Genomic DNA, 19,520 nt, shown 5'->3' with positions numbered 1-19,520 from the left:
AGGCGATGTACGAACTGTCCGCGACGGAATGTGCGCGGGGCGGGTGTTCTCAGATGATTCCGCCGTTGGCGCGGATGACCTGTCCGTTGATCCAGTGGCCGGCGGGGGAGGCGAGGAAGGCGACGACTTCGGCGATGTCGGTGGGGGTGCCGAGGCGTTCGAGCGGGGGTTGGGAGGCGAGATGGGCGATGGCCTGTTCGTCCTTGCCGTCGAGGAAGAGATCGGTGGCGGTGGGGCCGGGTGCGACGGCGTTGACGGTGACGTCCCGGCCGCGCAGTTCGCGGGCGAGGATGAGTGTCATGGCTTCGACAGCGCCCTTGCTGGCGGCGTAGGCGCCGTACCCGGGGAAGGAGAGTGCCACCACGGAGGTGGAGAAGGTGATGATCGCGCCGCCGGCGCGGATGCGTCGGGCGGCCTGCTGGGCGACGACGAAGGTGCCGCGGATGTTCGTGCGGTGCAGTTCGTCCAGGACGGTCAGGTCGAGTTCGGCGATGGGGGCGAGGTCCATACGGCCGGCGGCGTGGACGACGACGTCGACGCCGCCGAAGTGTTCCTCGGCCGTGTCGAACAGGGTCGCGACGGCGTGTTCGTCGGCGATGTCCGCGCGTACGGCGACGGCCTGGCCTCCGGCGGCGACGGCTTCCTTGACGGCCTCTTCCGCCTTGTCCTGACTGCCGGCGTAGCCGACCACGACGGCGTATCCGTCGGCGGCCAGCCGGCCGACGGCCCGCCGACCGATGCCGCGTGAGCCGCCGGTGACGACGGCGACGCGGCGTGGGACGGAGGAAGGGGGTGCGGCGGTGGTTCCTTCGGGGGAAGTGGGGACTGACATGACTGACTCCGTTGGGGATGGGGATGGGAATGGGTCGCGGTCCTGCCGTCGCCCCGATGTCCTGACCATCGTCCGTGGGCGGCCTCTCGCCAGCCAGGGTTGCGTCTACCCGGGGGTTGTCACCCCCTGGCTGCGTCATGACCCGCGGGCAACCATGGAGGGGTGAACCTTCCAGAGCTCGGTGCCTTCCTCAGGACTCGCCGCGACCGCATCCGCCCCGCCGACGTAGGCCTGCCGCACGGTCCGCGCCGACGTGTCCCCGGGCTGCGCCGTGAAGAGGTGGCGCAGCTGGCCGGGCTGTCGGTGGACTACTACACCGAGCTGGAACGAGGCAGCGCGAAGAGCGGGGTGCAGCCCTCGGCCCAGACGCTGGGCGCCCTCGCCCGGGCTCTGCGCCTGAACCGTGACGAGCGGGACCACCTGTTCCACCTTGCCGAACGGCCGGTCCCGCCGTCGGCGCACGGGGCGTCGGCACATGTGCAGCCCGCGCTTCTCGGCCTGGTGGACCGCCTGTCCAACACCCCCGTCCGCGTCATCACCGATCTGCACGAGACCCTCGTGGAGAACGACCTGGCCAGGGCCCTGCTCGGTGATTCCCCCGCGCGGCGCGGCCCCGCGGCGAGCTTGGTGTACCGCTGGTTCACCGATCCGCAGACGCGCGAGATCTACCCGCCCGAGGACCACGCCCACCACTCGCGGGTGTTCGTCGCCGATCTCCAGGCAGCCGCTGCCCGGCGCGGCGGGGACATCGAGGTCACCAAGATGATCGCCGTGTTGCGCCGCCGCAGCGAGGAGTTCGCAGCGCTGTGGGACACCCACGACGTGGCGGTGCGCCGCATGGATCACAAGCGGATCGTCCACCCCATGCTGGGCGTCATCGAACTCGACTGCTTCAACCTGCTCAGCGAGGACGGGCGGCAACGCCTGCTGTGGTTCACCGCTCCGCCCGGAAGCGAGGGGGCCGAACAACTGGAACTGCTGTCGGTCATCGGGACCCAGCAGATGACCGTTCCGGAGGGCGAGGCACCGTAACCGCCGGCGGCGCCGCCGCGAGGGCGGCCCCGACGGGCCGCCGGAGGGCGTCGCGCCCCTCAGGGGCCGGGTGGGATCTGGTCCTGCGGCCCGTCGGCCGCCTCTGCCGCCTCGTGACCCCTCTGCGCCCGCTCGGCCACGGACGGGTCCTTCGAGTCCGAGACCAACTCCGCGATGCGCAGGGTGCACTCCCACTCCGTGAGCCTGCCTTTGATCACGACGAGGTACGTCTCCTGGTCGGCGAAGCGATACACCTGACGCCGCTTCTCGATGATCCTCTTGCTCGGTGCGTACGTGTGGAGGGCCTTACGGAGTGCCTCCAGGGCCTGGTCCTTCGTCTCGAGCCCACGGCGGATGAACTCGGTTCTGTACACATCGCTGTAGTACTCCGCGATCACGACCCAGTCGCCCATCGGCTCCCCCCTCCGCGCCGCTGCCAGTCAGCCACAGCGCGGGCCCCGCAGCAAGAGGGGCGCAGTGTCACAGGGACGGTGCCGTGGAGGGGGTAGTCGTACCAGGTGTCCTGGTCGACGTCCGGCGCGGGCAGAGCGGTTTCGACGGCCAGCCAGCCCGAGTCGCTGAACGCATATCCGGCGAACTCCGCGACGGCTTCGCAGAAGGGCCGCAGGTTCGTGTCGAAGATCCAGCTGCCGCTGAGCGTGCGCCCTCTGTCCGGCGACGTCCGTCGAATACCGCTCTCGTTCGTGGTGCCACGTCCGCCGGGACGGTGGTGTCCCGCCCGTCAGGCCAGGTCGGCGACTTGTGTCTGCAGGAAGTGCAGCAGGGCCTTGTTGAAGCGTTCTGGCTGCTCTGCGCCTGGAAGGTGTCCGGCACCGTCGATGACGCACAGTACGGCGTGCGGCACCAGGCGGCTGATGGCTTCGGCGTCGGACACCGGGGTGTAGACGTCGTCGGCACCGACGACGATCAGCACCGGGCACCGCGCGCCGGCGAGCGTCTCGCGGTAGTCGGGCCGTTCGGCCCGCCCGCGCAGGGCGGCCGCGGCGCCGCGGGGGTCGGTGGCCCGCATCATCGCCAGGACACGTGCGGCGACGTCCGGTAGAGCGGTGACGTTGTAGGCGGCCAGCATCTTGTCGATGACCTCGTCCGCGTAGCCGGCCATGCCGTCGGCGAGCAACCGGTCGGCCAGGCGATTGCGGAACGCCCTGCCCTCGGCGCTCTCGGCAGGCGCCGAGGTGTCCGACAGGACGAGTGCGCGCACGCGACGGGCGTAGCGGTGGTGTACTTCCATGGCGATCTGACCGCCCATCGAGACACCGCCGACCACTGCCTGTTCGATGCCGAGCGAGTCCAGGAGACCGACGAGGTCGTCTGCGAAGTCGGACAGGTACACCCGCCCGGGAGAGACGTCGCTGTCGCCGTACCCCCGCAGGTCCGGGGTGACGACGCGGTAGCCGGCCGCGGCCAGTTGCTTGCTCTGCGGAGCCCACAGGGTGCGGTTGAACGGGTGCCCGTGGATCAGCAGCACCGGCGGCCCCGTCGACGGGCCGATGTCGTCGTAGTGGAGCATGGCGCCGTTCACCAGTGCTCGGCTCATCGAACGGTCCTCATAAGGGGTGTTGGGGTCGTCGCGGCAGCGTACACCCGCACACGTCATCGAGCGGGGCCCACGCCACGGGCTCGCCGGGTGTGGGCCCATGCCCACGCGCACGCGCTCGGCCTCGATCGGGGTCAGGCACGGGCGACGTCGGAGGAGCGGGCAAGGTCCTGCCACGTCTCCAGCTCGGCGCCCACGGCGGTCAGCTTTGTACGAATGCCGGCCAGTGTGGAGGTGCCCAGGAGCAGGTGGGCGGGCATCTACGGAAGGTCGGCGAGTGTCAGGACAGCGGCCGCGGCCCGTGCCGGATCACCCTCCTGCAACCATGTAGGCCGACTACCGCCTGTCCGAGCACCAGCACGGGGGTGAAGCGGTCCTTCCACGAGGCAGTCGGCGAGATGCGGCTGAACTGGCAGACACTCCACCTGCCCGACAGCAACGGTCAGACGCTCCTCATCTACAGCGCCGACACCGGCTCGCCGTCGGAAGAGAAGCTGCGCCTGCTCGCCAGCTCGACCGCGGACCCGGTGACGACACCGAGTCGGACCCCCACGGCCGGCTGTCACCTGCCGCCCCGGAGCATTCGAGCCGCGATCACCGCCGGACGGCGCATGACGGCCTTCAGGAAACCCGTGCGCACCACGGGCCGCCGGGCGCGGGTCTGCATCCATACAGTGCTCGCTCGGCGAATAGGTGGCGAGCCCTCGACCGACGGAGCCTGACGCGCAGCTGAAGGGGTCCGAAGGAATGAGAGGGCGCCGCGCAGGGTTTCAGCCGCCTTGGTGCCAGGGAGGGCACACGCAGAATGCGCCGACACGTCATAGCAGTGGAGAGCGAGAACCGTATGCGCAACGACGCCGTCCACGACCCTCTCCGGGGGCGGGTCGCGGTCGTCACCGGGGCCGCCCGCGGAATCGGCTCGGCCCTCGCGCGGCAGTTGTCCGGCGCCGGCATGCACGTCGCCCTGCTGGGACGCGAGGCGCAGTCCCTCCATCAGGCGGCGTCGGCACTTCCCGGCCCGAGCCTGTGTGTCGAGGCGGACGTCACCGACCAGGACGCACTCGACCGCGCGGCGGAGCGGGTCACGCGGGAGCTGGGGGAGGCGTCCGTGGTCGTCGCCAACGCCGGCGTGGCGGCGGGCGGCCCGTTCCGCCAGACGGACGCCGACCTGTGGCGGCGTGTCATCGACGTCAACCTGATCGGTGCGGCCAACACCGCCCGCGCCTTCCTGCCGCACCTGACCCGCACGCGCGGATACTTCCTGCAGATCGCCTCGACCGCCGCTTTCGGCTCGGCACCCATGATGAGCGCCTACTGCGCCTCCAAGGCCGGTGCGGAATCCTTCGCACGGGCCCTGCGCGGCGAGGTCGAGCCCGACGGTGTCGCCGTCGGCATCGCCTACGTGCACTGGACCGGGACCGACATGATCAGCGGACTGGACGATCACCCGGTCCTCCGGGCTCTGCGGGCACACCAGCCGTGGTTCGCCCGCCGTGTGCACAGCCCCGACCAGGTCGCCGGGTGGCTCACCGCCGGAGTCCACCGCCGCGCCCTGCACATCTACGCCCCGCCCTGGCTGCGCTGGTGCCAGCCACTGCGCCCGCTGTTTCCCGCCCTGGTCACCCGCGTGGCCCGTCGCGAGCTGCGACGATCGACCGCCGAAGAGCTCGCGGTCGACGTCGGGGTGATGGGCGCGGGCGGGCGAGCCGACTGGGACGCCTACAACTCGGACGCCCGGCGGTCCCGCCGCCCTCGATGACCCCTGCGCGGCCGCGTGACCAGTCCCCGGGGTTCGGCTTCCGGGCCTGACCCGCACGTCGGTGCCGGCCCACGGCCGTGTGGTTCCGGGCCGGCGACGGGCGCCCGGAACCAGCCTCAGCGGGGCCTCACACCGACGGCTGCGGGGCGACGCCGCCCTCGCCCCGCATTCACCCCCGCGCCGACGCCCCGCTGCTGCTGCACTCGACGATCGACGCACCGCGCCGGTGGACGCGACGTGGCCCGCGCGGTGCAAGACGGGCGGGCACGGGTGGCAGCCGACGGGGACGACCGCTCGACCAGTGCCGACGAAGCCGTCGCGACGGCGGTCCGGGCCCTCGGGAAGCACCACCGGCCGTAGCGCCCGCCCCCGCCTGGGACCCGACGCGGCCCGTTCGAGCAGGACGGTCCGGGCTCACGCATCACGCGGCGGAAGCGTGGAAGACGGCATCCATGACTACGCATACGGATCCGCAGAACGCCGCCGACTTCTACGACTTCGAGGCCGCCCTGTCGCCGGAGGAGCGCAAGACCCTCGTCAGGACGCGGGAGTTCATGCGGGACCAGGTCGCGCCGCTGGTGGCCGAGCACTGGGCCGAGGGCGTCTTCCCCAGGGAGCTGATCGGCAGGTTCCGGGAGAGCGGGCTGGTCGGACTGGCTTACGAGGGCTACGGCGACCACGGCCCCGCCGCCAGCCATCTGCTGACCGGGATGATGGCGATGGAGATGAGCCGGGTCGACGCTTCCGTCGCCACCTTCTTCGGCGTCCACAACGGGCTCGCGATGTACGCCATCCAGGCCGGAGGTGACCAGGCTCAGCGCGACCGCTGGCTGCCCGAGATGGCCAGGATGGACACCATCGGCGCCTTCGCGCTCACCGAGCCGCTGGACGGCTCCGACATCGCGGCCGGCATGCGCACCACGGCCCGGCGCGAAGGCGACACGTGGGTCCTCAACGGCGCCAAGCGCTGGATAGGCAACGCGACCTTCGCCGACCACGTGGTGGTCTGGGCGCGCGACGTCGAGGACGATCAGGTGAAGGGTTTCGTCGTCGGCAAGGGCACCCCGGGCTTCACGGCGGAGAGGATCGCGAACAAGACCTCGCTGCGCATGGTCGAGAACGCGGACATCGCCCTGCAGGACGTGCGCGTACCGGAGGACGACCGTCTGCAGAACGCGTCCTCCTTCCGTGACGTCGCCGAGATCCTGCGTGCCACGCGCAGCGGCGTCGCCTGGCAGGCGCTCGGCGTCATGATCGGCGCCTATGAACTGGCGCTGCGCTACGCCACCGAACGGCAGCAGTTCGGGCGGCCGGTCGCGGGTTTCCAGCTCGTCCAGGACCTCTTGGTGAAGAGCCTGGGGAACATCACGTCGAGTTGGGGCATGCTCCTGCAACTGGCGCGGCTGCAGGACTCCGGCGTGTTCCGCGACGAGCACTCCTCACTGGCGAAGGCCCATGTGACGGCCCGTATGCGGGAGGTCGTGGCCTGGGCGCGGGAGATCTTCGGAGGCAATGGCATCGTCCTGGACTACGACGTCGCACGCTTCTTCGCGGACGCGGAGGCGATCTACTCGTTCGAGGGCACCAGGGAGATGAACACGCTGATCGTCGGCAAGGCGATCACCGGGGAGAGCGCGTTCGTCTGACGACTCGGCGGACGGCTGGACTCCTGTTGTGGGGGGTGGCTCCTGCCGGCCCGGTCACTCCGGGACCGAACAGTCCAGGATCCGCCCGTCCACCGTCCCGACGACCAACCGCCGCCGGTCCGCCCGGTACGCCATGGACATCGGTGTGACCGGGTGGCCGTGGGCGCTCAAGGTGTGCCGGGCTCGCACCTCGCCGGTCGCCGCGTCCAGGGTCTCCACCTCACCCGTGAGGTAGGCGACATAGACCCTCCGCTCGTCGCCGTCGAGGTCGGCGAGCGGCTTGTCGGTCTCGTGCACCCAGCGTGCCGCCCCGTCCGGCAGCCCCCGGCTCACGACGTACGTGCCCTCGCGGGCCTCCGCGTAGGTGGCGCCCTGCCGGTAGGACCGGCCCGCGTGGACGAGGGCGTCCGTCAACTCGACGGCGGGCCCGTACCAGGGCTGGAGCGGCGACGCCGCGTCCCAGCGCAAGGGGAACAGGGCGCGCGGAACGGCCTGACCCTGCTCGCCCGCAGGCTCGATCACGTTGATCCACGGTGTGTCGTCGTCCGGGCCCGGACCGTCCACGTACAGCAGACGGGCGCTGTGTCTGACCCGCAGCGCGGGGGAGTTGGAGCGGTTGGGGGCCAGGCCGAGACGTGCCGCTTCCTGGTGTGTGGGGGCGAGAAGGAGTGCCGCGCGTGCCTCGCGGCCCCGCGGGCACAGGGCGAGCCAGCCCTCGTCCGTGGCGGACGGTGCCGGGGCCGACGGCATGTCCACGCTGTCCATCACACGGCCGACCACCGTCGCTATCCGCCGCACGGTGGTGCCGCGGTCGACCTGTCGGCCCGTCACCTCGTCGCGCCGGTAGCCCCGGTAGGTCACCCACGCCGACCGGCCGTCCGGGGCCGCCTCGACGCGGACGCTGCCCTCTCCGGTTGCGGGGAGCGCCCACGTCGACGCGCCCGACGGATCCCAGCACTCGAGGTCCGTGTACCGGCCGGTGGCGAGCACTCGGCCGTCCGCGAGCACCGCGAGGTCCCGCACCTCCGCTCGCCGCCGCCAACGGCCCCGCGTCAGACGCGCGAGCGTGTCCTCGACCCCGGGGTCGTGCAGGAGACCGCTCTCGATCATGGGACGGCGTGCGCGATCGGGGTCGACCAGACCGGGCGGAGCGGACAGCCAGTCGTCCGCCGCGACGGCCAGTTCGAAGCCCTTGCGGAAGCCGCCGTCCTTGTCCTCGGGGGAGAGGAGCATCGCGAGCCTGCCGTCCTCCAGCCAGCGCAGATGCCGTACTTGGCGGCTCCTGCTCAGCAGGTTGGTCACGCGCCCGGTCTCCAGGTGCAGCAGGAGCAGCTCTCCCTGGAAGTCCCACGAGCCGTCGTAGCGACCGGTACCGACGGCGACGAGCGGCAGCTCGGGGTGGGGTTCGACGGCACATACGGGGTAGCGGGAGGCGACGATGTGACGCGGACGGAGGGTGCCGGCCTCGTACACGCCGATCCGGTGGCCGAGCCACTGGCCCGCACCGCGCCACATGACATGCCCGAGGTCACCGGCGGCGATGACGCAACCGTGAGGCGCGTCCGTCACCGCCCACACCGGCCGACCGATCTCGGCGAACGGCTGGTCGCCGAGTACGCGGTGGACGTTCAGTTCGTCCGGCATGGCGATCTCCCCCCAGGTGGCGCACAGTCTGCCAGCCCGGTGCCCGGTTCCGGCGCTGGAAGCCCAGCTGCTTCTTGGCGTCGGAGAGTGCGTGGCGACGCCGTAAGGATTCCGTCATCCCCCGTGAGCCGCAGTAGGCAGGTCCGGCCGCGTTGAATGGATGGCGACAGGCGGACTCGAAGAAGGGCGGGGTAGCAATGGGACGCGGGCGGAAGGCATTCCTGACCAGACCGTTGATCATTTCGGCGCTGGTGGTGGCGGTTGCCGGGGTCGGTTTCGGACTGTACTGGTTCCAGCCGTGGAAACTCTGGCAGGACCAGACCGTCCAGGAGGCACCGCCCGAGGCCGCGGTCACGTCCGCCGCAACCACGGCGCCGGCCGGGACGCCGTCCCCGCCGGCAGCACCGCGGGCGGTCGCCGGCGGTGAGCTGATCAGCCATGAGCACGCCACATCGGGCAGCGTGAAGCTCGTGAAGCTGGCAGACGGCTCCCACGTCGTCCGGCTGGAGAACCTCGACACCAGCAACGGGCCGGATCTTCGCGTGTGGCTGACCGACGCACCCGTGAAGGAGGGGAAGGCCGGCTGGCACGTCTTCGACGACGGGAAGTACGTCAGCCTGGGCAAGCTCAAGGGCAACAAGGGAAACCAGAACTACGTCCTGCCCGAGGACGTCGACCCCGCCCGCTACACCAGCGTCACCATCTGGTGCGACCGCTTCGACGTCTCCTTCGGAGCGGCCGAACTCGCCCGCGCCTGAAGACGAACGCGGCCCATGACGCGATGGCGTGCACGCGAGACGGCGCGGGCGGGCCACTCCGCCGCCACCCCTGCCGGGCTCCTCGTCCCACCGGCCTCCACCCGCCGACCGAATCCGCGGCACCGGAAGCGACAGACGTGTCACCGCACTTCATGGCGGAAGCCGCGGCTCATGGCTTCGTGAGCGGCGTGCCGAATGGCTCTGATGGTGGCAGTGGCAGGTGTGCTCGCGGTGACGTCACTCACCTGTGTCGACCACATCCAGTCCGTCGCGTGCACTCGGCCCGTTCCTGCGGTCGGTCCGTCGTATCCTGCGAGCGTGGAGCTGCGCTTCGAGATACGGCGGTCTGACTCACCGTGGGTCGACAGCGTATGGACCTGCACCAGCGAGCGGGTCACCGCGATGACATCCGTGGCGGGTGTGCGCTGGGGCCTGGTGTTCTGGGAGCAGGACGGCAGGCACTACGCGGCCGTCACCGGCCCGGAGACCCGTACGAGCACGGCACCCGTCCCGGAAGGCGCCGCCTTCACCGGCATCGAGTTCGCCGTCGGCACCTCGCTGCGGGTCCTGCCCACACCCGAGCTGGTCGACGGCGGCCTGGAGCTCCCCGACACCACACGCCGGACGTTCCGACTGGACGGCGCCCGCTGGCGGACACCGGGTGCCGATGACGCAGAGGCCCTGGTGGAGCGGCTGGTCAGAGCTGGGATCGTGGTGCGTGACCCGCTCGTCACCGAGGTCCTGCGAGGGCACGAACCGGCGGTCTCGGGCCGGACCGTGGAGCGCCGTTTCCGGGCCGCCACCGGTCTGACGCGGGGGGCCGTGCGGCAGATCGAGCGGGCCCGTACGGCGGCGGAATTGCTGGCGGCCGGTGACACGGCCGCCGACGTCGTCGCCAAGTTCGAGTACTTCGACGAAGCTCACCTCGCCCGGGCGCTGCGCACCTACGTGGGGCGTACCGTCGGACAACTGCGCGAGGGTACGGGTGGCGCGATCGCACTCGACCTGGCTCAGCGCTCGACGTCGTAGACCAGCTTCAGGATCCCGTTGGAGTAGCTCTCCGACTCCCGCAGGGACAGCATCTGCTTGTCACGGTCGGCCCGGTGGAACAGGCTCTTGCCGGCGCCGAGGAGGACGGGGAAGACGAGCAGGTTGTACTGGTCGATCAGACCGGCCTCCGACAGCCGCCGCGCCAGGTCGGCGCTGCCATGGATGTAGATGGAGCCGCCCTCGCTCTCCTTGAGCTCGGCGACGTCCTCTGTCGTGCGAAGGATCGTCAACGGCCCCCATCCGTCGACGAGGGCGTCGTCCGGCAAGGAGCTCGACACCACGTACTTGGGCAGTTCCTTGTAGGAGGCGTGGTCCTCGGAGGCGGGCCAGACCGGTGCGAAGGCCTCGTAACTGTGACGGCCGAACATCAGCGCCGTCGTATCGGCGAGTTCCTCGGCCTTCAGCGACCAGGCTTCCGGGACGAACTCCAAGTCCTTCACCACCCAGCCACCGCTGCGGTGCCCTTCCTCGGGTCCACCGGGCGAGTCCAGAACGCCGTCGAGCGACATGAATCCGGTGTAGACCAGCTTACGCATCTGCGTCTCCTCATCACGGGCTGAGCTCCTGACCTCAGGCTAGGTCCAGGCCGCGGCGGCGTCTTGGACGAAAACGACACGGGGTCGGAGCAGCGCCGGCCGCGAGAACCAGGTGCGCGCCGCTCAGCGTGCGCTCTCCGCAGCCACATGCCGGGCGGACGGGGTGTCGCCGGCCGCGTCCTCCGCGGTGGTCACCACGCCGGCGGTTGCGAACGGTCCTTCCCCTGCCTTTCCGCCGGCCGGAGCCGGGGCGGCGGCCTTCCCCCGCGTGGCCCGGGCCATCCCGACACCGGCGAGGACGACCGCCATGCCCAGCACCACCCTGATGCTCAGCTCCTCACCCAGGACGACCGCGCCCAGCAGGACGGAGACCACCGGCAGCAGGTACCCGACGACGGCCGCGTTGGTGGCCCCCTCGTCGTTGATGATGCGGTAGGTGAGGTGGAATGTGATCGCGGTGCACAGGACGCCGAGGGCGACGGCCGCGATCACGACCGTGGGCCCCGCGCCGACCGGCTCCAGACCGCCGAAGGGCATGGCGAGACCGGTCAGCCCGCTCGCCGCGACGAGTTGGCCGGCGGAGAGGGAGAGGGTGGCCGTTCCCTTCCCGACGAGGGTGCGGCCCATGTACGCGAAGGCGACGGCGTAGCTGGCGGCCGCTCCGAGGATGGCGAGGGCGCCCCAGCCGATCCGCCCCGTCGTCTGCCAGGGCGCGAAGATGAGGAGCACACCGGCGAAGCCGAGTACGAGGCCCGTGAGGCGGACCGGGCGGAGACCTCGTTCCGAGCCCAGGGCGAGCCCGAGGATCATCGACCAGAGCGGCGTCGTGGCGTTGAGGACGCCGGCGAGACCCGAGTCGACGGTCTGCTGCCCCAGGCTGAACAGCGCGAACGGCAGCGCGTTGCAGAAGAAGGCCGCGACGATGATGTGCCGCCAGACGGCGGCACCTCGCGGAAAGCGCCGGCCCGACACACGGCAGGCGACGGCGAGGACGAGCGCGCCGAGGACGCAGCGGGCGAACGTGACCTGGAGCGGGGAGAGCCCCCGGAGCGCAAGCTCGATCCAGAGGAAGGTCGAGCCCCACAGCAAGGCCAGCACCACCACCCGCACGACGCCCTTCACATTCCGCATGCTCATATTGCGTTCCCCCACCAGGTCCGACGGCTCGTTCGATCTCGGCCCTACGAACCTGCCTCAGCCCGGACATGAGGACAAGCAAATAGTTCTACCCGGAACGTTAAGCTGCACTACATGCTTGATGTGAGGCGACTCCAGGTCCTGCGCGCGGTGGTCACGAGCGGCACGGTCACCGCCGCCGCTACGCATCTGGGCTACACACCGTCCGCCGTCAGTCAGCAGATCGCGGCCCTGGAGAGACAAGCCGGTACGGCACTGTTCGAGCGAGTCGGCCGGGGTGTGCGGCCCACGGCCGCCGGCCTGCTGCTGACCGAACACGCGGCTCTGATCAGCGCGGCGGTCGCCCGGGCGGAGAGCGCCCTCGCCGACCTCCGCGCCGGACGCACCGGCCGCCTGTCCGTGCGCTACTTCGCCACCGCGGGATCTACGTTGGTGGCCCCAGCCCTGGCCCGCCTCCGCGTCGAGCACCCCGGCGTCCGTGTCGACCTTCGACTCAGCGATCCGGACGATCCCTTCGAGGAGGTGGCGCGAGGCCGGGCGGATCTGGCCGTGGTGGTCCGGTCGCCCGACCACGCCGGCGACGGCTTCCGACTCGTCCGGCTGCTAGATGACCCCTATGCCGCCGTACTGCCCCTCGGCCATCCCCTCGCCGGCGAGGAGGTCGTCGACCTGCACGAACTGGCCGGCGAGCAGTGGGTCGGCAGCGAGCCTCCCGGACCGTGTCTGGAACCGGTGCTCGACTCCTGCGCGGCCGCGGGGTTCAGCCCTGATTTCGTCGTCCAGAGCGAGGACTACGCCACCGCCCAGGGCTTCGTCGCGGCAGGGCTCGGCGTCGGCCTGATGCCGATGCTGGGACTGCGCGCCCGGCACCCGGGGGTCGTCGTACGCCGGGTCCGGGGCCCCGAACCGTTCCGGGTGATCTCGGCGGCCGTACGGGAGATCGCCTTGGAACAGCCCGCGCTGCGCGCCCTGCTGAAGGCGCTGCGGGGCGCGGCCTGCGCCACCGGCCCTCTGACGGAGGAGGTGGGCGCCAGGACGGCGGCCCCGGGGGTCTGACAGTGGTCGGCGGATCGCCGTCAACCGCGCGGCAGCGTGGGCGGGTTGCGCCAGCGGGCCGACCAAGAGCACGCGGCGTCCGGTCGTGCACGCTGGACGTCGAGAGGCATGCCGCGGGGAACCGGTGGCATTCATTCGCTGGAAGGCGACTCGGAAAGGTGTCCCAGACACCCCACGTTCCCGCAGGTCAGAAGGCATGGGATGGTTCCATGGTGGCTGATCGCCCGTTGGTTGTTGCGTTCGGCCGTTGTGACCGTTGATGCTTTTGGTGTCGCGGCGATGAGGCCCGGGCTGACCAGCCGGCCTTGCCGCGGCCTTCACGTCCACGCACTCATCCACGGGGGAACACCCATGTCCATGCGTATCCGCACGAGCGCTCTGACCGCGCTCGCCGTCGCCGCCCTGACGGCAGGCGCGGTCCTCACAGCGCCGTCGGCCGGCGCCGCGCCGAAGGCCGCCGTGCCCAAGTTCCTGTCAGCCACCCAACTGCCGCCGCACCCGACGTCGTCGTGGACCGCCGGGCCGGTCACCGAGGGGTTCCCGGAGGGGCTCGGTCTCTGCGTGAGCACGGAGGGCGTGCCCTCCTACGACTACCGGAACCGGGAGTTCTGGACCGATCTGGACACCGGCGCCGTGCAGTTGACCGTCGTGGCGGACTCAGCCTCTCTCGCCAAGGCCTTGGCGAAGCACTACGACGACCTGATCCGCACCTGCGCCGAGCGCATCGAGGCATCCTCGCCTGACGTCGAGGCCGAGGTCCGTGACTACGGCAAGCTGCCCGTCGAGGAGGGCGCTCGTGTGCGCGGCCTGCACACGGAGACGTCGTGGGGGGCCAACGACGTCGCCCTGCTGTCGGTCGGGCGGGACGGCAACACGGTCACCGTCGTCAAGTGGGGACAGATGGGCGACTTCGACGACGCGCCGGTCGCGGCCTTCAAGAAGACCACGACCACGGCTGTGAACAAGCTGTACTGACCGGGCGGCCACCGCGACGGTGACCGGGGCCGTCCCTTCGACACGGGGAATCGGAGGGACGGCCCGGTGCCGGGCGTGCCCGGGTCCGGCGGGAGCGGACGTACGTTCCGGTCCGGTTCCCCCTGAGTCTTTGAGCCTGTCGACCCTGACCTCCGAGGCGGGGCGGCGCACTATTTCCGCGCCCGTGACGCCTGGTCAGGTGCCACCGAGGTCACCGGCAGCTGCCTGACCGAGGACTTGACCGTGTTCGGGATGGCGTCCGAGGACACGCGGACCTTGACGTGGCTGCTGGCCACACTGCCGCCGGCCGATCCGCCGCCGAAGCGCACACCGTCGAGTTGTGTCTCCATGGAGGCGCCCCGCACCCGGCCGAGCGCGATGTCGCCGCCGCTGATCTCGACCCGGCCCAACCGGTGCCGGCCCGCTGATGTCGAGGTCCACGCCCGAGCACAGGTGCCTCGCCGCGGAGGTCTCTGTGCGGTGATGGATCAGTGAGCGGGCGATCAGTTCCGCCGTGCCGGTCAGGGGGGCGGCGACGAGGGTGCTGATCACGACGGTGGTCCGGCGGTGTGCACGGGTGCGTAGTGGCCGGGGGAGCCTCGATGGGCGGGCCGGCCGGGCCAGGTCGGAAGCGGAGGGCTGGGGTGCGGGGGCCTGCCTGGCCACGGTGCGCTTGGTCATCGGTGGGCTCCCGTGTGCGTGGTGGGGCGGGGAGCGGGCTGCCGGCCGCGGTGTCGAGTGAGGCCGGGCCGCCGGGCAGGGGCACTGTCAGGGGGGAGGGGGCGGTGAACGTCCGCCGTTCCCGTCGTGGCGGTCTTCACCCGACCGAGCAGGGTGTCGATGACCGGATGGCCGTGCCCGCCGCGTGACGATGGAGCCGCACCTCACGACGTCGTGCCGCCGTGTGCTGCGGGGAGGCGGTCGGGTTTCCCCGCTTGCCGGCGCGGTCCGTCGTGGGGCGCTTCGTACGCGTGCCGGTGCGGCCCCGACGCAGTCCGGCCCGCCTGCGTGCGAGTCGGCAGCAGGAGCCGCAAGGACCAAGGACGGGCAACGTGCAAGACAGTCCGGAAGAGCCCGAGGGCCGCTGGGCCCGCTTCCGCGGGACGCCCCTGTGGCCGGCGACCGTGCTCACGCTCATCCTGGCCGCGGCGGCCGGGTTGTTCGCCTGGTCGTACACGTACGCCATGGCCAATCCGACCCCTCGCCGGATCCCGACGGCCGTCGTCGGGTCGTACGAGGACGCGCGGGCCCAGGTCTTCCTGGCGGGGATGGGCAAGGCGCTCAACTCCTCGCTGCACGTGCGCGTCTACGACTCGCGGGAGACGGCGCTGGAAGCCGTCGAGGAGCAGCGTGTCTTCGCGATCTTCGAAGTACGTGGCGACGGGCGGCACGTGCTGCTGGACGTGACGTCGGCCTCCGGTGCCTCGGTGGCGGAGCTGTTGGGGCAGGCGGCGCCGAAGGTGGGACGGGCGACCGGGATGTCGGTGACCGTCCGGGACGTCAATCCGCTGCAGAAGGGCGATCCGCGGGGCCTGGCGATCTTCTACATCTCGCTCGCCGCGGTGATCATCGGCTTCGTCGGCGCGATCCAGCTCAGCGTGCATGCCCGGGGGCTCACCGCCCTGGAGCGGATCGCCTTCACGGCCGCCTACGCCCTGCTCGGCGGATTCGCCATCGCAGCGGCCGTGGACTGGCTGCTCGGCGCGCTCGAGCTGCCGTTCGTGGAGTCGTGGCTGATCCTGGCGCTCACCATGTTCACCAGCGGCATGACCTTCACCATGTTCAACACATGGATGGGCCGATGGGCGATGATCCCGACCTGGGGCGTGATGGTCGTGCTGGGCAACCCGTCGTCGGGCGGCGCGGTGTCGTGGCCGCTGCTGCCGTCGGCGCTGGGCGTCATCGGACGGTGGTTGCCGCCGGGCGCCTCGGTCAATGCCCAGCACACGGCGGTGTACTTCCGCGGGCACCAGCACGCCTTCCCGTTCCTGGTGCTGGCCGGCTGGGCGGTGGTGTCCTGCGCGGTATTCCTGATCTGGCGGCACCGCCACCCGGGCGGGCGGGAGCGCCGGCCGGCGGACGACGTGGCACCCGGAAGCGACGGCGCCTGACACCGGCGCCCGGACCGGGGAGACGCCAGGGCCGGAACAGAGGCTCTCGCCGCCGCGTCGCCGAAGGCGTCCCGTCGCCCTCAGCCGGCTGCGGTGCTCTCCGCACCGTCGTACCCAGGGCATGAGGTGATCTCCGTTCACGCACGCGGTGCCCTGTCGGCCCCGGTGGCAGCCGTCCGACCGGTCGACGGGTGTGCCGAAAGCGGGGTGCGCAGGCCGTGTTGCCGGGAAGAATGGCCGCCATGACGCACGAAGGCTCCGCCATCGACCCGACCAGACCCAGCATCGCCCGTGTCTACGACTACCTGCTCGGCGGCAAGGACAACTACGCCGCGGACCGCGAGATCGGCGACATGTTCAAGCGGGACCTGCCAGGTTCGGTGGCGATCGCCTTCGCCAACCGCGCGGCCCTGATCCGGGCGGTCGGAGAGATCGCGAAGACCACTGGCATCCGGCAGTTCATCGACCTGGGCAGTGGCCTGCCCACCGCGGACAACGTCCACCAGGTCGCGCAACGGCACGCTCCCGAGTCCCGGGTCGTCTACGTCGACACCGACGCCCAGGTGCTGGTCCACGGCCGCGCGCTTCTGGAGAACAACGACCTGACCCGCGTCGTCGCGGTCGACGTGCGCAACCCCGAAGGCATCCGCCGCCACCCCACCACGCTCGAGATCATCGACTTCTCTCGTCCTGTCGCGGTCATCCTCAGCGCCATCCTCCACCACGTGAACGACGACGAGGACCCGGCCGGCATCGTCCGCTACTGGCGCGACCAGGTTCCGTCCGGCAGTTGCTTCTTCATCAGTCACTTCCGCTCCGGCGACAACCCCGAGACCGTGGAGGCCGAAAAGGTGCTCCAGCAGACCTTCGGCCGCGGACGATGGCGCACGGACGCGGAGATCGCCTCCCTGCTGGACGGTCTGGAGATCCTCGACCCGGGGATCGTCCCCGCGTCCCTGTGGCGGCCGGACGAGTCCGGCCGGGCCCGAAGCGAAGGGGAGCTCACGGTCTGGGAACGCCTCATCGTCGCCGGCATGGCCCGGAAGACCTGAGACGTGCGCCCCGGGGGCGTGAAGCCCCCCGGCGTCGATGCCGAGACAGGGCGTACCGCGGCGCGGCGGCGGGCCGGGTCGGGCGGGAGGCCGGGATGGCCGGCGTGGTCACCGCGGGTGTGGCTGTCCGAGCGCCAGCGGGCGGACCTGGGGTGGTCGGTGGGGGAGTGGTCACGCTCCCGTCGGAATGCGCCAGGGCGTTTCGCCTGGCGCCGCGGTTCCCGGAACGGTCGTGCCGGATGCGGCGGACGGGTGGCCGCATGAGGATGGACGGGTGCGGGTTCTCGGTGAAGGATTGGGGCAAGGCGCAGGCGGCCACCGGCGTGGAGGAGGTCGATCTGCTCGTCGTGAGGGTGGCAAAGGCGGCAAGACCCTCGCCATGGACATCGCCCGCGCGGGCAGCCGCGTGGCCATGGTGGAGCGAGGCGTGATCGGCGGCACGGGCCTCAACGTGGCGTGCGTCCCGACGAGGAGTCTGGTCACCAGCGCCAGGCTTCTCGACAGCCTGAGCCGGGCGGAGCAGGTCGGCGTCCGTTCCGCGAGCCCGCGCACTCCGGGACACGCGCGGCCTCCGGAGGCATCCGGGCGGAGCAGCGCGACGCCCGATACCCACCACATCGCGAGGGAGGGATCCATGTCGAACTCCGAAGCGGACGCCGAGAGGCAGATCCTCGGTCGTATCCAAGAGATGATCAGCCAGGAGAAGGACCTGCGCGACCGGCTGGCCGAGAACACCATCGACCAGCCGACCGGGCACGAGCGACTGGGCCGGCTGGAGACGGAGCTCGACCAGTGCTGGGACCTGTTGCGTCAGCGCCGTGCCCGGGCCGCGGCCGGGCAGGACCCCGCGGAGGCACATGTGCGCCCGGCCTCGCAGGTGGAGGACTACCTTTCCTGACCTCAGGCCCCGGTGAACGGCTCCGTCGATGAACCGGCCGCGGGCATCCGATGCCGACGAGGCGGCGCTGCTCCTCGAAGCCGAGGTTGATCGGATCGAGGATGCCGCCGGAAAGCGGGTACTCCGGACACTGGAGTGGAGGAACGGCCTCAGCCGTGGCGTGGCACGCGGTGCAGGGCCCGTGCGTCCGGCCGACGAGGGGACCTGACCGTGAGCGAGAGCAGTGCGGCGTCGCTGATGCGGTTGATGCAGGTCAGCCATACGGCCACGTTCGAGCAGCTGCCGCGTCTGATCGCCGATCACGCCGCCGACGTGGGCCTGCACGACGTGGTGCTCTTTGTGGTGGACATGCGGGAGACAGTGCTGCGCCAGCTCACCGGCCACGGTCCGGATGCGGGGGAGGGCGGGCAGTCGTTCACTGTGTCGGGCAGTCTGCCCGGGCAGGCGTACCAGCGCGTGGAAGTGATCCCGGAAGCCGCACCGGTTCGGGCCGGCGATGCCGCGCGGCGGCGCTGGTGGGCGGCTGTCACCGACGGTGTGGAGCGGCTAGGGGTCCTGCGGGCCGACACCGACGGCGACACAGATGCCGTCCGCCAGGCCCTGAGCGATCTGGCCTCGGTGGCTGCCCTGCTGATTCTGAGCAAACGTGCTTTCAGCGACTCCCACGCGCGTCTGGTGCGGACCGAGCCGATGAACGTGGCCGCGGAGATGCAGTGGAACCTGACGCCGCCGCCCGCCTATGCCGGGCACGACGCGACCGTGGGGGCGGTGATGGAACCCGCCTACCAGGTGGGCGGGGACGCCTTCGACTTTGCCGTGGCCGGCCATACCCTCCACCTCGGCGTCTTCGACGCGATGGGACACGACACGACCGCCGGCATCACGGCCAACGTGGCCGTGTCCGCCTGCCGTAACGCCCGCCGACAGGGGGCCGCACTGGCCGAGACCAGCCGGGAAGTGGAACGCGTCCTGATCGAGCAGTTCGACGCGCGCCGCTATGTGACGGCGATCCTGGCGGAACTGGACATGAGCAGCGGTACGTTGACGTGGGTCAACCGTGGCCACCATCTGCCGATCCTGATCCGCGACAACCGATGGACCACTGACCTGTCCTGCCCGCCGGCCGGGCCCATGGGAGCCGACCTGGGCCTGCCCGTCGTCACGGCTGAGGAGCAGCTTCAACCCGGCGACCGCCTCCTGCTGTACACCGACGGCGTCGTCGAAGCCCGTGACGTCTGGGGACGGGAGTTCGGCCGGGACCGGTTCGTCGACTTCATCCGCCGCCACCACTCAGGCCGACACACCTTGCACGAGACCCTCCGCCGGCTGATGACGGCGATCATGGAGCACCACGACGGCAACCTCGACGACGACGCCACCGTCCTGCTCACCGAATGGCGCGGCGCTGACCAGCGGGAGTTGACCCCGTGAACCACCCGGCCCGGAGCGCGCGCGGGCGTGCGGGCGAGGCGGTTG

The 19,520-nt window shown here is 71.0% G+C and carries 20 protein-coding genes; 12 read left to right on the top strand and 8 right to left on the bottom strand.

All coding sequences use genetic code 11. The features are described from left to right. Positions 1-49: 49 nt before the first annotated feature. On the bottom strand, positions 50-832 hold the full coding sequence (locus ABZ899_RS25800; protein ID WP_361350385.1) for an SDR family oxidoreductase: 783 nt from the start codon (positions 830-832) through the stop codon (positions 50-52). Positions 833-994: 162 nt separating this feature from the next. Here ABZ899_RS25800 and ABZ899_RS25795 point away from each other — a divergent pair, with 162 nt between their 5' ends. Next, positions 995-1,864, top strand: a complete 870-nt coding sequence (locus tag ABZ899_RS25795) for a helix-turn-helix transcriptional regulator (protein WP_361350383.1) — start codon at positions 995-997, stop codon at positions 1,862-1,864. Between the two features lie 59 nt (positions 1,865-1,923). Here the strand turns inward: ABZ899_RS25795 and ABZ899_RS25790 are convergent, their stop codons facing one another. From ABZ899_RS25790 to ABZ899_RS25780, 3 genes are all read right to left on the bottom strand, one after another. Further along, positions 1,924-2,277, bottom strand: a complete 354-nt coding sequence (locus ABZ899_RS25790) for a hypothetical protein (RefSeq protein WP_361350381.1) — start codon at positions 2,275-2,277, stop codon at positions 1,924-1,926. Positions 2,278-2,606: 329 nt separating this feature from the next. After that, positions 2,607-3,422, bottom strand: coding sequence for an alpha/beta fold hydrolase (locus ABZ899_RS25785; RefSeq protein WP_361350380.1), 816 nt, complete (start codon positions 3,420-3,422; stop codon positions 2,607-2,609). Between the two features lie 134 nt (positions 3,423-3,556). Continuing rightward, positions 3,557-3,682 (bottom strand): hypothetical protein, encoded by a 126-nt coding sequence (locus tag ABZ899_RS25780; RefSeq protein WP_361350378.1) that lies wholly within the window; start codon positions 3,680-3,682, stop codon positions 3,557-3,559. Here ABZ899_RS25780 and ABZ899_RS25775 point away from each other — a divergent pair. The 3 genes from ABZ899_RS25775 to ABZ899_RS25765 all read left to right on the top strand — a co-directional run bounded on the left by ABZ899_RS25775 (position 3,671) and on the right by ABZ899_RS25765 (position 6,827). Then, the gene (locus tag ABZ899_RS25775; RefSeq protein WP_361350376.1) at positions 3,671-4,144 is read left to right on the top strand and encodes a hypothetical protein; all 474 of its coding nucleotides are present in this window, start codon (positions 3,671-3,673) and stop codon (positions 4,142-4,144) included. The two genes, ABZ899_RS25780 and ABZ899_RS25775, sit on opposite strands and share 12 nt — an antisense overlap. A 122-nt stretch (positions 4,145-4,266) precedes the next feature. Then, entirely contained in the window at positions 4,267-5,181 is a 915-nt protein-coding gene (locus ABZ899_RS25770; protein ID WP_361350374.1) for an SDR family oxidoreductase, read from the top strand. Positions 5,182-5,633: 452 nt separating this feature from the next. Then, positions 5,634-6,827 carry an acyl-CoA dehydrogenase family protein gene (locus tag ABZ899_RS25765; protein ID WP_361350372.1) on the top strand — a complete coding sequence of 398 codons (1,194 nt, stop codon included), beginning with the start codon at positions 5,634-5,636 and terminating at the stop codon, positions 6,825-6,827. 54 nt (positions 6,828-6,881) lie between these two features. On the opposite strand, the gene ABZ899_RS25760 is transcribed toward ABZ899_RS25765, so the two are convergent. Next, positions 6,882-8,471 carry a hypothetical protein gene (locus tag ABZ899_RS25760; RefSeq protein ID WP_361350371.1) on the bottom strand — a complete coding sequence of 530 codons (1,590 nt, stop codon included), beginning with the start codon at positions 8,469-8,471 and terminating at the stop codon, positions 6,882-6,884. 197 nt (positions 8,472-8,668) lie between these two features. Between ABZ899_RS25760 and ABZ899_RS25755 the strand changes: the two genes are divergently transcribed. Beyond that, on the top strand, positions 8,669-9,229 hold the full coding sequence (locus ABZ899_RS25755; RefSeq protein WP_361350369.1) for a DM13 domain-containing protein: 561 nt from the start codon (positions 8,669-8,671) through the stop codon (positions 9,227-9,229). A 318-nt stretch (positions 9,230-9,547) separates the two neighbouring features. After that, complete coding sequence (locus tag ABZ899_RS25750; protein ID WP_361350368.1) at positions 9,548-10,258, top strand: helix-turn-helix domain-containing protein; 711 nt, start codon at positions 9,548-9,550, stop codon at positions 10,256-10,258. On the opposite strand, the gene ABZ899_RS25745 is transcribed toward ABZ899_RS25750, so the two are convergent. Together ABZ899_RS25745 and ABZ899_RS25740 are read right to left on the bottom strand one after the other, a co-directional pair. Beyond that, positions 10,240-10,815, bottom strand: coding sequence for a dihydrofolate reductase family protein (locus ABZ899_RS25745; RefSeq protein ID WP_361350366.1), 576 nt, complete (start codon positions 10,813-10,815; stop codon positions 10,240-10,242). The genes ABZ899_RS25750 and ABZ899_RS25745 overlap by 19 nt on opposite strands. Before the next feature lie 123 nt (positions 10,816-10,938). After that, complete coding sequence (locus tag ABZ899_RS25740) at positions 10,939-11,952, bottom strand: DMT family transporter (protein ID WP_361350364.1); 1,014 nt, start codon at positions 11,950-11,952, stop codon at positions 10,939-10,941. Between the two features lie 114 nt (positions 11,953-12,066). On the opposite strand from ABZ899_RS25740, the gene ABZ899_RS25735 reads away from it, so the two are divergent. Together ABZ899_RS25735 and ABZ899_RS25730 are read left to right on the top strand one after the other, a co-directional pair. Further along, a complete protein-coding gene (locus ABZ899_RS25735; RefSeq protein WP_361350362.1) occupies positions 12,067-13,008 on the top strand; it encodes a LysR family transcriptional regulator in 942 nt (313 codons plus the stop codon). Positions 13,009-13,359: 351 nt separating this feature from the next. Beyond that, entirely contained in the window at positions 13,360-13,983 is a 624-nt protein-coding gene (locus tag ABZ899_RS25730; protein ID WP_361350360.1) for a hypothetical protein, read from the top strand. A 170-nt stretch (positions 13,984-14,153) separates the two neighbouring features. Here the strand turns inward: ABZ899_RS25730 and ABZ899_RS25725 are convergent, their stop codons facing one another. Then, positions 14,154-14,393: a hypothetical protein gene (locus ABZ899_RS25725; RefSeq protein WP_361350358.1), complete on the bottom strand. Its 240-nt coding sequence runs from the start codon at positions 14,391-14,393 to the stop codon at positions 14,154-14,156. 642 nt (positions 14,394-15,035) lie between these two features. On the opposite strand from ABZ899_RS25725, the gene ABZ899_RS25720 reads away from it, so the two are divergent. The 4 genes from ABZ899_RS25720 to ABZ899_RS25705 all read left to right on the top strand — a co-directional run bounded on the left by ABZ899_RS25720 (position 15,036) and on the right by ABZ899_RS25705 (position 19,475). Next, a complete protein-coding gene (locus ABZ899_RS25720) occupies positions 15,036-16,094 on the top strand; it encodes an ABC transporter permease (RefSeq protein WP_361350356.1) in 1,059 nt (352 codons plus the stop codon). 242 nt (positions 16,095-16,336) lie between these two features. Beyond that, complete coding sequence (locus ABZ899_RS25715) at positions 16,337-17,146, top strand: SAM-dependent methyltransferase (protein WP_361350355.1); 810 nt, start codon at positions 16,337-16,339, stop codon at positions 17,144-17,146. A gap of 634 nt (positions 17,147-17,780) precedes the next feature. Beyond that, positions 17,781-18,044: a DUF2630 family protein gene (locus ABZ899_RS25710; RefSeq protein WP_361350353.1), complete on the top strand. Its 264-nt coding sequence runs from the start codon at positions 17,781-17,783 to the stop codon at positions 18,042-18,044. A 237-nt stretch (positions 18,045-18,281) separates the two neighbouring features. After that, positions 18,282-19,475: a PP2C family protein-serine/threonine phosphatase gene (locus ABZ899_RS25705; protein ID WP_361350488.1), complete on the top strand. Its 1,194-nt coding sequence runs from the start codon at positions 18,282-18,284 to the stop codon at positions 19,473-19,475. The last annotated feature ends 45 nt before the right edge of the window (positions 19,476-19,520 follow it).

It is taken from the genome of Streptomyces sp. NPDC046859 (assembly GCF_040645135.1).
Classification (GTDB): Bacteria; Actinomycetota; Actinomycetes; order Streptomycetales; family Streptomycetaceae; genus Streptomyces.
This window is presented reverse-complemented; position numbering and strand designations above follow the sequence as displayed.

Bases quoted from the DNA above. Each gene is read 5' to 3' on its own strand.
- ABZ899_RS25755 (WP_361350369.1), top strand. From the start codon at position 8,669: ATGGGACGCGGGCGGAAGGCATTCCTGACCAGACCGTTGATCATTTCG.
- ABZ899_RS25740 (WP_361350364.1), bottom strand. From the start codon at position 11,952: ATGAGCATGCGGAATGTGAAGGGCGTCGTGCGGGTGGTGGTGCTGGCC.
- ABZ899_RS25790 (WP_361350381.1), bottom strand. From the start codon at position 2,277: ATGGGCGACTGGGTCGTGATCGCGGAGTACTACAGCGATGTGTACAGA.
- ABZ899_RS25710 (WP_361350353.1), top strand. From the start codon at position 17,781: ATGTCGAACTCCGAAGCGGACGCCGAGAGGCAGATCCTCGGTCGTATC.
- ABZ899_RS25715 (WP_361350355.1), top strand. From the start codon at position 16,337: ATGACGCACGAAGGCTCCGCCATCGACCCGACCAGACCCAGCATCGCC.
- ABZ899_RS25780 (WP_361350378.1), bottom strand. From the start codon at position 3,682: ATGCCCGCCCACCTGCTCCTGGGCACCTCCACACTGGCCGGCATTCGT.
- ABZ899_RS25800 (WP_361350385.1), bottom strand. From the start codon at position 832: ATGTCAGTCCCCACTTCCCCCGAAGGAACCACCGCCGCACCCCCTTCC.
- ABZ899_RS25785 (WP_361350380.1), bottom strand. From the start codon at position 3,422: ATGAGCCGAGCACTGGTGAACGGCGCCATGCTCCACTACGACGACATC.
- ABZ899_RS25745 (WP_361350366.1), bottom strand. From the start codon at position 10,815: ATGCGTAAGCTGGTCTACACCGGATTCATGTCGCTCGACGGCGTTCTG.
- ABZ899_RS25730 (WP_361350360.1), top strand. From the start codon at position 13,360: ATGTCCATGCGTATCCGCACGAGCGCTCTGACCGCGCTCGCCGTCGCC.
- ABZ899_RS25735 (WP_361350362.1), top strand. From the start codon at position 12,067: ATGCTTGATGTGAGGCGACTCCAGGTCCTGCGCGCGGTGGTCACGAGC.
- ABZ899_RS25760 (WP_361350371.1), bottom strand. From the start codon at position 8,471: ATGCCGGACGAACTGAACGTCCACCGCGTACTCGGCGACCAGCCGTTC.
- ABZ899_RS25765 (WP_361350372.1), top strand. From the start codon at position 5,634: ATGACTACGCATACGGATCCGCAGAACGCCGCCGACTTCTACGACTTC.
- ABZ899_RS25705 (WP_361350488.1), top strand. From the start codon at position 18,282: ATGCGGTTGATGCAGGTCAGCCATACGGCCACGTTCGAGCAGCTGCCG.
- ABZ899_RS25770 (WP_361350374.1), top strand. From the start codon at position 4,267: ATGCGCAACGACGCCGTCCACGACCCTCTCCGGGGGCGGGTCGCGGTC.